Origin of the sequence: Kitasatospora sp. NPDC018058, from assembly GCF_044327205.1 — a bacterium.
Classification (GTDB): Bacteria; Actinomycetota; Actinomycetes; order Streptomycetales; family Streptomycetaceae; genus Kitasatospora.
This window is the reverse complement of sequence record NZ_JBIRFA010000002.1, coordinates 226,837-241,586: the sequence shown is the minus strand read 5'-3', so window position 1 is coordinate 241,586 and position 14,750 is coordinate 226,837. Positions and strand designations below refer to the sequence as shown.

Below are 14,750 nucleotides of genomic sequence, written 5' to 3'. Positions count from 1 at the left end.
AGCCCACCCGCGCGTCGGCTTGTGATCACATTCACGCGTGCCCCCCTTGCCCGTTCCAAGGGTCGGGTTTACTGTTCTCGATATATCGAGCCGATACATCGAAGCGGTATACCGCCGGATGCAGCGGCCGGGGCGAGGTCGAGAGGGAGGAGGACGACGGCAGTGGGCAGGCGCTCAGGAGTGCTGGAGTTCGCCGTTCTCGGCCTGCTCCATGACGCCCCGATGCACGGCTACGAGCTGCGGAAACGGCTCAACATCCTGCTCGGAGCGCTGCGAGCGCTCTCCTACGGAACGCTCTACCCGTGCCTGAAGAGCCTGGTCGCCCAGGGTTTCCTGGTCGAGGACAACCCGGACGTCGAGTACGTCCCGGCCACCGCGCTCAACGGCAAGCGGTCGAAGATCGTCTACCGGCTCTCCCCCGAGGGCAAGCAGCGCTTCGAGGAGCTGCTCGCCGACTCCGGCCCCGACGCGTGGGAGGACGAGCGCTTCGGCGTCCACTTCGCGTTCTTCGGCCAGACCGATCGGGCCGTGCGGATGCGCGTCCTGGAAGGTCGACGCAGTCGGCTGGAGGAGCGCCTGGAGCGGATGCGCAACTCGCTAGCCCGCGCCCGCGAACGGTTCGACGACTACACCGTCGAACTCCAGCGGCACGGACTGGAGTCGGTGGAACGCGAGGTCCGGTGGCTCAACGAGCTGATCGAGACCGAGCGGGCCAACCGCACCGGCCGGACCGGGCCCGCCGCCGCCGGCCCCCACCAGACTTCGGACGGCCGTGGCCAGGAGACCGGGTCCCCGGACCCGTCCGGGCCACCGTACGACCGCCCGGGGCGCTCCGCCCAGGAGCGCTGACACCGCGTCAGCGTCGTGCCACGCGGCAGGAGAGGGCGCCTCGCGCCCGTACAAGCAGTCATCGAAGAAGCAGGACGAGTGCCGCCGACTCCGGCGGTCCTCATGAGATCACAGGGAGCAACCGGAAATGGGTTCGGTTCGCGTAGCCATCGTCGGCGTGGGCAACTGCGCCGCCTCGCTGGTGCAGGGTGTCGAGTACTACAAGGACGCCGACCCGGCCGGCAAGGTCCCCGGGCTGATGCACGTCCAGTTCGGTGACTACCACGTCCGTGACGTGGAGTTCGTCGCCGCCTTCGACGTCGACGCCAAGAAGGTCGGCTTCGACCTGGCCGACGCCATCGGCAACAGCGAGAACAACACCATCAAGATCTGCGACGTCCCGCCGACCGGCGTGACCGTCCAGCGCGGCCACACCCTCGACGGCCTGGGCAAGTACTACCTGGAGACCATCGAGGAGTCGGACGAGGCCCCGGTCGACGTCGTCCAGGTCCTCAAGGACAAGCAGGTCGACGTCCTGGTCTGCTACCTGCCCGTCGGCTCCGAGGTCGCGGCCAAGTTCTACGCCCAGTGCGCCATCGACGCCAAGGTCGCCTTCGTGAACGCCCTGCCGGTGTTCATCGCGGGCACCAAGGAGTGGGCGGACAAGTTCACCGAGGCCGGCGTGCCGATCGTCGGTGACGACATCAAGTCCCAGGTCGGCGCCACCATCACGCACCGTGTGATGGCCAAGCTGTTCGAGGACCGCGGTGTCATCCTCGAGCGCACCATGCAGCTGAACGTCGGCGGCAACATGGACTTCAAGAACATGCTCGAGCGCGAGCGCCTGGAGTCCAAGAAGATCTCCAAGACCCAGGCCGTCACCTCGCAGATCCGCGACCGCGAGCTGGGTGCCAAGAACGTCCACATCGGCCCCTCGGACTACGTGGCCTGGCTGGACGACCGCAAGTGGGCCTACGTCCGTCTGGAGGGTCGCGCGTTCGGCGACGTCCCGCTGAACCTGGAGTACAAGCTCGAGGTCTGGGACTCCCCGAACTCCGCCGGTGTCATCATCGACGCCGTCCGCGCCGCGAAGATCGCCAAGGACCGCGGCATCGGCGGCCCGATCCTGTCGGCCTCCTCGTACTTCATGAAGTCCCCGCCGGTCCAGTACTTCGACGACGAGGCCAAGGAGAACGTCGAGAAGTTCATCCGCGGCGAGGTCGAGCGCTGAGCGCAGCGAGGTTCGCGACTGTCGGGCACTGAGCGCTGAGCGCAGCGAGGTTCGCGACTGTCGGGCACTGAGCGCTGAGCACTGAGCTGACGGCTTGTCGTCACTCATAGCTCTTCCGAAGGGCTCACGATCATCAGATCGTGAGCCCTTCACGTTTCCGCGGCACATGTTTCACGTGAAACGGTGACCGCTTCCGTGGCACCCTGGGCGGGTGGCGATCACCGAGAACGGCAGCACCCACCAGCCCGCGCACCGCGCCACGCTCCTGGACCTGCTCCGGGGCCGCGACTTCCGGCGGCTGCTGACCGCCCGGGTGCTCTCCCAACTCTCGGACGGCGTCTTCCAGGTCTCGCTCGCCGCCTACGTGGTCTTCTCCCCCGAGAAGCAGTCCTCCCCCGCCGACATCGCCTCGGTGCTGGCCGGGATGCTGCTGCCGTTCTCGGTGGTCGGCCCGTTCGCCGGGGTGCTGCTGGACCGCTGGCGCCGCCGCCAGGTGCTGTACTTCGGCAACCTGGCCCGCTTCGGGCTGGGCCTGGGAACCGGCGCGCTGTTGCTGGCCGAGGCGCCGAAATGGCTGTTCATCGCCTCCGCCCTGCTGGTCACCGCGCTCAACCGGTTCATCCTGGCCGGCCTGTCCGCCGCCCTGCCCCGGGTGGTGGAGCAGGACCGCCTGGTCACCGCCAACGCGCTCTCCCCCACCCTCGGGACGGTCGCCGCCGCCTCGGGCGGGGGCATCGGCTTCCTGCTGCACCAGGTGATGACCCCCGGCCCGAAGGCGGACGCCGCGCTGGTCACGGTCGCCTCGCTGCTCTACCTGTCGGCCGCACTGGCCGCCCGCCGGATGGACCGGGACCTGCTCGGGCCGGAGCAGCACGCCGACCGCCCGGCGCTCGGCCAGGCGCTGGTCCGGGCCGCCGTCGAACTCGGCGCTGCGGTGCGCCACCTGGTGCGGGACTGCCGGCCCGCCGTGCACGCGCTGGCCGCCGTCACCGCGGCCCGGTTCTGCTACGGCGTACTGATCGTGGTCGTGGTGATACTCGCCCGGTACACCTTCAACGACCCGGCCGACCCCGCGGCCGGCCTGGTCACCCTCGGCCAGGCGGTCGCCCTCTCCGCCGCCGGCTTCTTCGTCGCGGCCGTGATCAGTCCCTGGTGCACCCGGAAGCTCGGCCTGACCGGCTGGATGACGGCCTGCCTGATCGCCCCGGTGGTCTTCGTCCCCGCGCTCGGCCTGAGCTTCACGCTGGTGCCGTGCCTGATCGCCGCCCTGCTGCTCGGGGTGGTCACCCAGGGCACCAAGATCTGCGCCGACACCGTGGTGCAGGAGACGGTCGAGGACGAGTACCGCGGCCGGGTCTTCGCCATCTACGACGTGCTGTTCAACGTCGCCTTCGTGGCCGCCGCCCTGGTCACCGCGCTGGTGCTGCCACTGTCCGGCCGTTCGGTGCCGGTGGTCATCGGGGTGGCGGCGGTGTACGCGCTCACCGTGACGCTCTACCTGCGGGCCGCCCGGCGGACCGGTCCGCTGCCCGGTGACCGGCCGGCCTGAACGCCGCGCCTCCTGAAGCCGCGCCGCCGGAACACCGCGCGGTCTGAACACCGCGGCGTCCGAACCACCGGTGTCTGAAACCGTGCTGTCCCGGAATGGAAACCACCCGGCCCCGAAGTCCCTTGCAGCCTCCGGACGGATTGCGTCCGACCCAGTCGCTAAGGTACGTAAACCTGTCGGAACGACAGCACTTGGTCTCGGGGGACGAACTGATGAGCACACCGCCCAGCCCGTACGGGCCGCCACCACCTGCCCCGGCGGCTCCGGCCGGCTTCGGGCCGCCCCCACCGGCGTACGGTCAGCCGGCGTACGGTCAGCAGCCCTACGCCCAGGCCCCGTACGGGCAGGCTCCCTACGGGCAGCCGCAACCCTACGCGCAGCAGCCGCCCGCCGGGGCGTACGGCTACCCGCAGCCCGGCCCGACGCCCGCGGCACCGCCCGCCAAGCGCAGCGTCCGGTCCAAGCTGCGGATCGTCGGCGCGGCCGGCGGCTGCGTCGCACTGGCCGTCGCCTACTTCGTGGCCGGCCCGAGCGTCAGCAGCGCCAAGGTCGGCGACTGTGTCCAGGTGAGCGGCTACAGCGACATCGAGATCGTCAAGTGCACTGATTCGAAGGCGAATTACAAGGTGCTGGCGAAGTTCACCGGCACCACCGACGTGAACCGCTGCCAGCAGACGCCGCAGACCACGCGCACCGTCTACGGCAAGAGCGGCCGCCGCTGGAACACCAACCGGTACGTGCTCTGCCTCGGTTCGCTGGCCCCCACCGCCCCCACCACCACCGGCTACCCGCCGGTGAAGAAGTCCTGACCTCATCAACCATCACCCTTCTCCGGGGGGACCACTTGTCCGTTCCGCCTCCGCCCCAGATGCCGTACGGCCCTCCGCCGGGCGACGGCAACCCCTACGGCGGCGCCCAGCCGTACGGCGCGCCGCCCCCGCCCGCCCCGGGCCCGCCCGGCTACGGCTACCCGAGCGCCCCGCCGCCGGAGCCGCCGTACGGCGCCCAGCCGCCCGGCTACGGGTACCCGCCGCCGGCCCCGATGGACGGTCAGACCTGCCGCTTCTGCGGCGGCTACCCAGCGGTGCGCGCCACCGTCCGCGGTCACCAGGGCCTGGTCCTGGCCTACCGGATGCTGCGGATGCACGGCCCGTTCTGCCGCACCTGCGGGACCGCTACCGTGCGCGACATGTCCGCCCGGACCCTGGTCCAGGGCTGGTGGAGCCCGGCGTCGCTGATCCTGGCGCCGATCACACTGCTGATGAACCTGGCCGCCAACGGCCGGATCAAGCAGCTGCCGCCGCCGATGCCGGGCACCCACGGCCCGCAGCTCGACCCGGGCGTCCCGCTGGGCCGGCGACCGCACATGGCGATGCTGCTGCTGCCGGTCTCGCTGGCGGTCACCGTGATCCTGGCGGCCACCGGCGTGCTCAGCCCGAAGGACGACAACAACAACGCGAACCCGGGACCGACCCCGACGCCGGTGACCACCTTCTCGCCGACGCCGCTGCCGGTGCCCACCTACACCCCGCCGACCTTCCCCTCGCCGACCTTCACCCTGCCGCCGCTGCCGAGCATCACCCTGCCGCCGATCACCACCCCGAGCCCGCGTGAGACGAACGGCGTGGACGACGCCAAGGTCGGCGACTGCCTGCGCAACGAGAACGGCACCAGCGAGACCACCGACACCGACCCGAAGATCACCGTGCTGCCCTGCACCGACTCCAAGGCGCAGTACAAGGTGATCTACAAGTACCTCGCCACCTCCGACAAGAAGGCCTGCGAGAAGCAGCCGAAGGCGGACAGCTGGTACACCAGCAAGCACCCCAACTTCCCGGCCCTGGACTACGTGCTCTGCCTCAAGCAGCTCCAGTAACCGGACGCACGCGCGAGGGGCGGTCCCGGCCGGGTGCCGGAACCGCCCCTTTCGTCGTCGTGGCCAGGGCCTGTCGTCAGGCTCCCGGCGCCGCCCGGCGGACGGGAGCCTGAAGACAGGCCCTCAACCTCAGCCCTGCTGCTCGGCCCACCAGGCCCGCAGCGCCGCGACCGCCGCGTCGTGCTCCATCGGGCCGTGCTCCAGTCGCAGTTCGAGCATGTGCTTGTACGCCTTGCCGACCTGCGGGCCGGGCTTGAGGCCGAGCAGTTCCATGATCTGGTTGCCGTCCAGCGCCGGGCGGACGGCGTCCAGCTCCTCCTGCGCCTTCAGCTCGGTGATCCGCTCCTCCAGGCCGTCGTAGGTGCGCGACAGCGCGGCGGCCTTCTTGCGGTTGCGGGTGGTGCAGTCCGAGCGGGTCAGAACGTGCAGGCGCTCCAGCAGCGGCCCGGCGTCGGTCACGTAGCGACGCACCGCGGAGTCGGTCCACTCGCCGCCGCCGTAGCCGTGGAAGCGCAGGTGCAGCTCCACGAGGCGGGAGACGTCCTCGGTGAGCTCCTTGGAGTACTTGAGCTCGCGCATCCGCTTGCGGGTCATCTTGGCGCCGACCACCTCGTGGTGGTGGAAGGAGACCCGGCCGTCCGCCTCGAAGCGGCGGGTGCGCGGCTTGCCGATGTCGTGCAGCAGCGCGGCCAGCCGCAGGGTGAGGTCCGGGCCGTCCTGCTCCAGGTCGATGGCCTGCTCCAGGACGGTCAGCGAGTGCTCGTAGACGTCCTTGTGCCGGTGGTGCTCGTCGCGCTCCAGCCGCAGCGCGGGCAGCTCGGGCAGCACGTACCCGGCCAGGCCGGTGTCGACCAGCAGCCGCAGGCCCTTCACCGGGTGCTTGGCCAGCAGCAGCTTGTTCAGCTCGGCCTGTACCCGCTCGGCCGAGACGATGGTGATCCGCTCGGCCATCGCCGTCATCGCGGCGACCACCTCGGGCGCGGGCTCGAAGTCCAGCTGGGCGGCGAAGCGGGCGGCCCGCATCATCCGCAGCGGGTCGTCGGAGAAGGACTCCTCGGGGGTGGCGGGGGTGCGCAGCACCCGGGCCTCCAGGTCCTCCAGGCCGTGGTGCGGGTCGACGAAGCCGCGGCCGGGCAGGTCGACGGCCATCGCGTTGACCGTGAAGTCCCGGCGGACCAGGTCCTGCTCGATGGTGTCGCCGTAGGTGACCTCGGGCTTGCGCGAGGTGCGGTCGTACGCCTCGGAGCGGTAGGTGGTGATCTCGATCAGGAAGGAACCCCCGGGGGTGTCCTTGCGGGCGCCGACCGTGCCGAAGGCGATGCCGACGTCCCAGACCGCGTCCGCCCAGCCCTTGACCAGCTTGAGCACCTGCTGCGGGCGGGCGTCGGTGGTGAAGTCCAGGTCGTTGCCGAGCCGGCCGAGCAACGCGTCCCGCACCGAGCCGCCGACCAGCGCCAGCCGGTGACCGGCCGCCTGGAACCGGCGTGCGATCTCGTCGGCGACCGGCGACACTCGCAGCAGCTCTTGCAGCCCCATGGTCTGGGCCTCGCTCAGGCCTGGGACGACCTGGACGGCGGTGCTGGAACGATCGGTGCGCGCGGTGGGCTCATTGGCAGTGGACACGGCTCACAAGGGTACGTGCCCCGACAGGTCAACCGCCCGCGCGTTTTGGGCGTCTCACCTCACAGCCCCCAACACTGCACGCCAGGCCGGATCGTTACCATGCCGGTGGACGAGTCTCGGACACCGCAACCGGGGATGCGGTGTCGCGTGCCGCCTCAGCCGACGGAACCCTCCGCGGCAGCAGGGCGGCGAACAGCGTCAAGCGAAGAACGTCGAGCGGGGAACGTCGGGCGGCAGCGCCGGGCGGACAGCATCAGCAGCGAGCGATCGATCGAGAACGGCGAGGGCGAAACGAGTGAGTGAGCCGGCACGGCACTCGGGCCTGGGGGCGCACCGACAGCCTGGACGGGCCGCGGGCCCCGCCGAACGTCCCAGCGGACGTCCTGTGGCACGAGCCGCCGACGGACGGAGCCCGGGCCGCCGTGCCCGCCGCTTCGCCGCCGCCTGCGCGGCCGCCCTGACCCTGTTCACGGCCGCGCCCGCCATGGCGCTGCCGTCCGGCGGCAACATCCGCCCGGCCGCCGACGCCACGGCCACCGCGGAGTACCCGGTGGCGCTGACCATCGAGACGGTGACCCCGCAGGTCGCCGTCCAGAACGGCACCGTGAGCATCAGCGGGCACGTCACCAACGCCGGCAAGTCGGCGATCAAGGGCGCCCACGCGGCGGTCCGCAAGCCGCTCTCCAGCAAGCCGCTGCAGCGGCGCAGCGAGCTGCAGTCGGTGGCCACCCGCAACGCGCCCGGTGGCGCGGACGGCGTGGAGCTGGACAGCCCGCAGTACGCCCTGCCGGAGCTGAAGCCGGGCCAGAGCCAGCCGTACACCCTGAGCGTGGCGGTGAGCGACCTCGGGCTGTCCGACAACGGCGTCTACGAGCTCGCGGTGGACGCCTGGGGCTCGACCGCCGAAAACTCGCACGACCGGGCCCTGGGCATCGCCCGCACCTTCCTGCCCTACAGCCAGGGCGGCACCGAGGCCCAGCCCACGAAGATCACCACGCTCTGGCCGCTGGTGCACGCGCCGGTGCTGGCCGCGCAGACCGTCTCCGACAACGACCAGACCGTCCCGGTGCTGCGCGACGACAGCCTGGCCGCCGAGTTCGCGCCGGGCGGCCGGCTGTACGAGCTGGTGGACACCGGCTCCAAGCTGACCGGCCTGACCTGGGTGGTCGACCCGGACCTGCTGGACACCGCGTTCGCGATGACCAACAAGCTGTACCGGGTGCAGAAGCCGGGCACGGATCCGGGCAAGCCGGCCAGGGACGACAACACCGTCCCGGGCACCGGCTCGGCCGCCGCCGCGGCCTGGCTGGAGAAGCTGCGCGCGGCCGTCGCCAAGCAGGGCAGCCAGGTGGTCGCGCTGCCGTACGCCGACCCCGACCTCGCCTCGATCGCGCACAACGGCGCCGACCTGACCGGAATGGGCACCGCCCTGAACAAGGCGGCCACCGCCGGCCGGCTGACCGTCGAGGGCCGGCTGTCCGTGGACACCCGCTCCGATGTGGCCTGGCCGTACCAGGGCTACCTCGACCAGCAGATCGCCGGCGTCGCCCGGCAGGCGGGCAGCGGGCTGGTGCTGGTCAACGGCGCGAGCATGCCCGAGCCGGACGCGGTGAACTACACCCCGACCGCGGTGCGCCCGATCGGCAACGGCCAGAACGCCCTGGTCGCCGACGACACGGTCTCCTCGCTCTTCCAGAAGGACCTGACCAGCCCGAAGGACCAGACCGAGGCGACCCAGCGCTTCCTGGCCGAGACCTACACGATCACCCATGAGCAGCCGCAGAACCAGCGCGGCCTGCTGGTCATGCCGCCGCGCGAGCTGTCCGCCGCCACCGCCAAGGTGCTGGCCGGCGCGCTGCAGGCGGCGACCGACAAGTGGCTGACCCCGGTGAAGCTGGACGCGCTGGCCCAGTCCGCGCCGGACCCGAAGTCCAACACCGCCGTCCCCTCGCCCGCCGACTACCCGACCCAGGCCCGGGCCACCGAACTGTCGGCCGCCGACCTGAGCAGCACCGACGACATCCAGCAGAGGCTGGACGTCCTGATGCGGGTGCTCACCCTGCCGCAGCGGGTGCGCGGCCCGTTCAGCGCCGCCATGGTCCGCTCGCTCTCCACCGAGTGGCGGGCCCAGGGCCCGACCGGCGGAACCTACCGCGAGGGCGTCACGACGTACCTGAAGGAGCTCACCGGCGCCGTCAAGGTGCCGCAGAAGTCGGTGGTCACCCTGGCCGGGAACACCGGCCTGCTCCAGGTCAGCGTGAAGAACGACCTCTCCCAGACGGTCACCAACCTGCAGCTGAAGCTCACCTCGACCCAGCCGAACAGGCTGAACGTGAGCAAGCCGGAGGAGCTGGTCATCCCGGCCGCGCAGAGCGTCACCCTGCGGTTCCAAGCCGAGGCGCACAACAACGGCCCGGTCACCATGACCGCCCAGCTCTGGACCACCGGCCCCAACCCGCAGAAGTACGGCGAACCGCAGACGTTCAAGGTCGAGGTCACCTCGGTGACCAACGGGGTGCTCTACGTCTTCGCGGGCGCCGGCGTCCTGCTGCTGCTGGCCGCACTGCGCTTCGTCCGCCAGCGCAAGCGCCGCGGCGGGCAGCCGCACGTGGACGGCGACCAGCCGATCGGGGACGGCCCGGCGACGGACGGTACCGGGGACGCCGCCGAGGCCGAGCCGGAGGCCCCCGCGGAAGACCCGGGGGACAGTCAGGGGAACAGCCCTGAGGACGGCCCGGCGGAGGAGTCCGGCGGTGGCGGTCCCGTGCAGACACCGCGCGCCAGCAGCCCGGATGGCCGGGATCGGGCCGCCAGTGATGAGAAGGTTGGTCCTTGATACCGCCGACCCCCCGTAACGCCGGGTCGGCCTCCCCCACGACAGCGAAGAGGTGACATGACCGGGCGCAGCGAGGAGCGGCCGCCGGGCCGCGGTGAGAGCCGGCCGGGCGCCGAGTCGCCGTCCGGCGACTGGTACGTGGCCGACACCTACGCCCAGGACCCGTACGCGGCCGAGGCGTACGGGACCCCGCAGGACGACCAGGACCCGTACGGCCTGCGGGCCGGGCGGCCCGCGGAGCCGCAGCCGCCGGCCACCGCGTACGACGTGCCGCCGCAGCTGCCGCCGCAGGGCGGCGGCTACCCGACGCCGGTGCCGCCGGCCCAGTTCTCGTCGCCGACCCCGTTCTCACCTCCGGTGCCGCCGGTGCAGCCCGGCTGGGACACCCCGGTGCAGGCCGCCTGGCCGCAGCAGCAGCCGGCTCAGGACGGCGGCCAGTGGGCCGGCACCGAGCAGCCTGGGCCGCAGTGGGAGCCGGGCCCGGCGCACTCGGCCTGGGACACCGAGACCACCGAGTACGTCGGGGTGGACGCGCTGTTCGGCGGCCACCAGGCCGAGGCCGCGGCTCCGCCGCCGATGCCCCAGCCCGTCCCGGCCCAGCCGGCCGCGCCCGTGCCCCCGGCCGCGCCGATGCCGCCGGGCGCGCCCTACCCGCCGGTGGGCGGCTACCCGGGGCAGCCGCAGCACGGCGGCCCGGACGGGCAGCGCCCCTTCGTGCCGCCGATCGAGTTCGACCCGCCGCTCTCCGAGGAGGAGGCCACCATGCAGGTGGCCGCCGTCGCGGTGCCCCCGGCGGTCGAGCCGCTGGCGGACCTCGCCGAGGAGCGCGCCGCGCAGCCGCAGCAGGAGATCGCGGCCGAGCCGACGGCCCCGGCGCCGAGCGGCGGTGGCGGCAAGGTCGCCAGCCTGCTGAACTCCAGCGCGATCATGGCGGCCGGCACCCTGGTCTCCCGGGGCACCGGGTTCCTCCGGACGATGGTGATCGCCGGTGCGATCGGCATCGCGGTCATGGGTGACTCGTACAACGCGGCGAACACCTTGCCGACCCTGCTGTACATCCTGATCGGCGGCGGCGCACTGAACGCGGTCTTCGTGCCGCAGCTGGTGCGCAGCATGAAGAACGACGAGGACGGCGGCACCGCCTACGCCAGCCGACTGCTCACCCTGGTGATGGTCGGGCTCGGCGGCGTGGTGTTCCTGGCGGTGCTCGGAGCACCCCTGCTGGTGCAGCTGATCGCGCACCCGATGATGTCGAACCCGGCCCGCGCCGACACCACGGTGGCACTGGCCCGGTACTGCCTGCCGACCATCTTCTTCATGGGCGTCCATGTGGTGATGGGCCAGATCCTCAACGCCCGCGGCCGGTTCGGCGCGATGATGTGGACCCCGGTCCTCAACAACATCGTGGTGATCTTCACCTTCGGCGCGTACATCTGGGTCTACGGCGGCTACAACGGCACCCAGGTCACCCCGGAGAACATCTCCCCGGAGGGCGTCCGGCTGCTCGGCCTGGGCACTCTGCTCGGCCTGGTGGTCCAGTCGCTGGCGATGATCCCCTACCTGCGGGCCGCGGACTTCCACTTCCGGCCACGCTTCGACTGGCGGGGCCACGGCCTGGGCAAGGCCGCCCGACTGGCCAAGTGGACCTTCTTCTTCGTCCTCGCCAACCAGGCCGGCTACCTGGTCATCACCCAGTTGGCCACCGCCGCCGGCAGCGCCGCCGAACAGGGCGGCCACGGCGGTGTCGGCCTGTCGGCCTTCTCCAACGCCCTGCTGATCTGGCAGCTCCCGCAGGCCGTCATCACCGTCTCGATCATGAGCGCGGTACTCCCCCGGCTCTCCCGGGCGGCGGCCGACGAGGACGCCGGCGCCGTCCGTGACGACCTGTCGTACGGGCTGCGCACCACCGCGGTGGCGGTCGTCCCGGCGGCCTTCCTGTTCCTGGCCCTCGGCCCGGCGATCGGTCGCTCGATCTACGCGGTCGGCGGCGGGACCACGGCCCTGGGCAACGCGACCAACGTCGGTCTGATGCTCTCGGCCTTCGCGCTCGGGCTGATCCCGTACTCGGCCCAGTACGTGATGCTGCGCGGCTTCTACGCCTACGAGGACACCCGGACGCCGTTCTCCAACACCGTCTGGGTGGCCGCCTGCCAGGCCGGCTTCTCGCTGATCTGCTGGGTCACGCTGCCCGCGCAGTGGACCGTGACCGGGATGGCCTTCGGCTACGGCCTCGCCTACGCCGTCGGAGTGACGGTGGCGGTGCCGAAGCTGAAGAAGAAGATCGGCGGGCTGGACACCAAGCGGATCGGCAGGACGTACAGCCGGCTGACCGCCGCGTGCGTCCCGGCCGCGGTGGTCGGTCTCGGCGTCAGCCTGGCGGTCCAGCAGGTGCTCGGCGGCTGGGCGGGCAGCGTGCTGTCGCTGGTCCTGGCCGGTGGTATCCAACTGGTGGTGTTTGTGTTCATCGCGAAGCGCCTGCGGATCGAGGAGCTGAACGCCATGCTGGGTATGGTCCGCGGCCGACTGGGCCGCTGACCACCGCGCCAACCGGCCGGACGAGCGGGCGCCCTGACCGGGCGTCAACCGGGGCGACCACCGCCTCCGCCCGTCCGGCCGAGTGCTGTGCCGCCACCCGAACCGGGGTTCTCCGGACCCACAAGGTGGCGGCCCGGTGTCGGATCTGCACCACATCTCTCCACCCGTAGGCAACCGAGCGGACCTTTCAGCGGTCGTACCCGGTGGAGAAGAGTGGGCACAATTGTCCTGGAGCACAGGGCGGCCAATCCGCAGGCTCCAGCGACTCTCTCAGGCCGGGGCGACACAAGGGGAGGCAGGACCACGGTGGCTGATGGCACCAAGGCGGTCGTCGACACGTCAGCAGCTGACGCGGCGGCGGACGAGGCCGCGCTGGCCGCGGCGATCGACGAGCTCGGGGGCGGAAAGACCGCCCCGGCGAGCACCGCCGACGCCTCCTCCTCGGACGCCTCCGAGGACGACGGTGAGGCCGACGGTGAGGCCGACGGTGAGGACACTCCCGCAGACCCCGACCACGAGGCCTCCGTCGGCGAGGAGACCTCCGAGATCACCGCCCCGCTCTCGGTCCAGGAGATCGCCGCCGAACTGGCCGCCGGCTCCCCCCGCAAGAAGCCCGCCCCCGCTCCCGAGCCCGCCACCGGGCGCCGCCCCACCGACCCTCAGCCCACGGTCGACCCGCGCGACACCGGCACCCTCCCGCGCACCCTCCCCGCGCCGATGCGGCACAGCGGCGACATGATCGGCCACCGGTACCGGCTGGAGGAGTGCATCTCCCAGACCGAGACCTTCAGCAGCTGGCGCGCCGTCGACGAGAAGCTGCGCCGCGCCGTCGGCGTCCACCTGATGGCCTCCGGCCACCAGCGTGCCCGCAAGGTGCTGGCCGCCGCCAAGTCCGCCGCCCTGCTGGGCGACCCGCGCTTCGTCCAGGTCCTGGACGCCGTCCAGGAGGGCGAGCTGGTCTACGTCGTGCGGGAGTGGCTGCCGCACGCCTCCGACCTCGCCAAGCTGCTCGCGAACAGCCCGATGGAGCCGCACGAGGCGTACCAGATGGTCCGCCAGGTCGCCGACGCCGTCGCCGCCGCGCACCGCCGCGGCCAGGCCCACCTGCGGCTCACCCCGCGCTGCGTGCTGCGCACCGACAGCGGCCAGTACCGGATCAACGGCATCGCGGTGGACGCCGCCCTGCGCGGGCTGCCCGCCGAGGAGTCCGCCGACGACGCCCAGCGCACCGACACCCGGGCGATCGGCGTGCTGCTGTTCGCCGCGCTCACCCACCGCTGGCCGTACCCGGAGGACCGCTACGACCTCCAGGGGCTGCCGAAGGGCCTCCAGAACGCCGCGCCGGACCAGGTCCGCGCGGGCGTCCACAAGGGCCTGTCCGAGCTCGCCGCGCGGGCCCTGTTCGACCACCCGCCGCACCACGCCGAGCCGATCACCACCCCGGAGGAGCTGGTCCGGGCGATCGCCCGGCTGCCCAAGATCCGCCAGCCCGAGCCGGAGCTGCCCGCCTTCCAGGCCCCGCCCCGGCACAACACCCACGCCCTGCCCACCGCGCCCAACCCGACCCGGGTGGCCGACACGACGGTCGCCCCGCTGCCGCCCTCCTCCCGGCCGGCCTCCTCCCGGCGCACCAGGCGACGGCTGCGCCGGGTGGTCAAGGCCACCGCCTGGACGGTCGCGCTGGGCGCGATCGGCGTCGCCTCCTGGCAGTTCGTCGGCAGCCTGCGCAATACCGGACCGGCCATCGCCGCCACCCCGCAGCCCTCGGTCAGCACCGCCGCACCGACCACCCACCCGACGACGACGCACACGCCGGTGCCGGTCCAGATCAAGGAAGCCTTCTCCTACAACCCGCGGGGCGACTCGCCGGAGTCCCTCTGGCTGCTCCCGAAGGTCTTCGACGGGGACCCGAACACCGCCTGGGTGACCAAGACCTACAACGACCCCTTCGGCCCCAAGCCACCGCTCAAGGACGGCACCGGCCTGCTCATCGACCTCGGCTCGGTGCAGTCGGTCAGCTCGGTGAACGTCCAGTTCGCCGGCATCCACACCGCCGAACTGCGGGTGCCGAACGCCCAGGCCGCCGCCAAGCCGCAGGACGCCCAGCCCGAGTCCTTCAACGTGCTGGACAAGCAGAGCGGCAGCACCGTCGACTTCACCCTCAGCAGCCCGACGAACACGCGTTATCTCTTGATCTGGCTGACCAGCCTGCCGAAGGATACGGGTGGCGGCTACCGCGGTCAGGTCAACGAGGTGAAGGTCCTCGGCTGAC

Annotated in this window: 9 protein-coding genes; 8 read left to right on the top strand and 1 reads right to left on the bottom strand. The window is 71.9% G+C overall.

Annotation, left to right across the window (positions count from 1 at the left end; genetic code table 11):
* Window positions 1-162: 162 nt before the first annotated feature.
* The 5 genes from ACH4E7_RS03670 (at window position 163) to ACH4E7_RS03650 (ending at window position 5,484) form a co-directional block, all read left to right on the top strand.
* Window positions 163-849, top strand: a complete 687-nt coding sequence (locus ACH4E7_RS03670) for a PadR family transcriptional regulator (RefSeq protein WP_396247350.1) — start codon at window positions 163-165, stop codon at window positions 847-849.
* Between the two features lie 127 nt (window positions 850-976).
* A complete protein-coding gene (locus tag ACH4E7_RS03665) occupies window positions 977-2,059 on the top strand; it encodes an inositol-3-phosphate synthase (protein WP_396247349.1) in 1,083 nt (360 codons plus the stop codon).
* 211 nt (window positions 2,060-2,270) lie between these two features.
* Complete coding sequence (locus ACH4E7_RS03660) at window positions 2,271-3,608, top strand: MFS transporter (RefSeq protein WP_396247348.1); 1,338 nt, start codon at window positions 2,271-2,273, stop codon at window positions 3,606-3,608.
* 212 nt (window positions 3,609-3,820) lie between these two features.
* Window positions 3,821-4,417 (top strand): hypothetical protein, encoded by a 597-nt coding sequence (locus ACH4E7_RS03655; protein WP_396247347.1) that lies wholly within the window; start codon window positions 3,821-3,823, stop codon window positions 4,415-4,417.
* Between the two features lie 59 nt (window positions 4,418-4,476).
* Window positions 4,477-5,484: a hypothetical protein gene (locus ACH4E7_RS03650; RefSeq protein ID WP_396247346.1), complete on the top strand. Its 1,008-nt coding sequence runs from the start codon at window positions 4,477-4,479 to the stop codon at window positions 5,482-5,484.
* A 129-nt stretch (window positions 5,485-5,613) separates the two neighbouring features.
* Here ACH4E7_RS03650 and ACH4E7_RS03645 read toward each other — a convergent pair whose 3' ends face one another.
* Entirely contained in the window at window positions 5,614-7,020 is a 1,407-nt protein-coding gene (locus ACH4E7_RS03645) for a CCA tRNA nucleotidyltransferase (RefSeq protein ID WP_396247572.1), read from the bottom strand.
* A gap of 472 nt (window positions 7,021-7,492) precedes the next feature.
* On the opposite strand from ACH4E7_RS03645, the gene ACH4E7_RS03640 reads away from it, so the two are divergent.
* From ACH4E7_RS03640 to ACH4E7_RS03630, 3 genes are all read left to right on the top strand, one after another.
* Complete coding sequence (locus tag ACH4E7_RS03640) at window positions 7,493-9,943, top strand: DUF6049 family protein (RefSeq protein ID WP_396247345.1); 2,451 nt, start codon at window positions 7,493-7,495, stop codon at window positions 9,941-9,943.
* 57 nt (window positions 9,944-10,000) lie between these two features.
* Window positions 10,001-12,478, top strand: a complete 2,478-nt coding sequence (gene murJ / locus ACH4E7_RS03635) for a murein biosynthesis integral membrane protein MurJ (protein WP_396247344.1) — start codon at window positions 10,001-10,003, stop codon at window positions 12,476-12,478.
* A 306-nt stretch (window positions 12,479-12,784) separates the two neighbouring features.
* Window positions 12,785-14,749 (top strand): protein kinase family protein, encoded by a 1,965-nt coding sequence (locus ACH4E7_RS03630; RefSeq protein ID WP_396247343.1) that lies wholly within the window; start codon window positions 12,785-12,787, stop codon window positions 14,747-14,749.
* Window position 14,750: the final 1 nt, after the last annotated feature.

Excerpts from the sequence above, each read along its gene's own strand:
- ACH4E7_RS03665 (WP_396247349.1), top strand. The coding sequence starts at position 977 with ATGGGTTCGGTTCGCGTAGCCATCGTCGGCGTGGGCAACTGCGCCGCC.
- ACH4E7_RS03655 (WP_396247347.1), top strand. The coding sequence starts at position 3,821 with ATGAGCACACCGCCCAGCCCGTACGGGCCGCCACCACCTGCCCCGGCG.
- ACH4E7_RS03650 (WP_396247346.1), top strand. The coding sequence starts at position 4,477 with ATGCCGTACGGCCCTCCGCCGGGCGACGGCAACCCCTACGGCGGCGCC.
- ACH4E7_RS03645 (WP_396247572.1), bottom strand. The coding sequence starts at position 7,020 with ATGGGGCTGCAAGAGCTGCTGCGAGTGTCGCCGGTCGCCGACGAGATC.
- murJ (WP_396247344.1), top strand. The coding sequence starts at position 10,001 with ATGACCGGGCGCAGCGAGGAGCGGCCGCCGGGCCGCGGTGAGAGCCGG.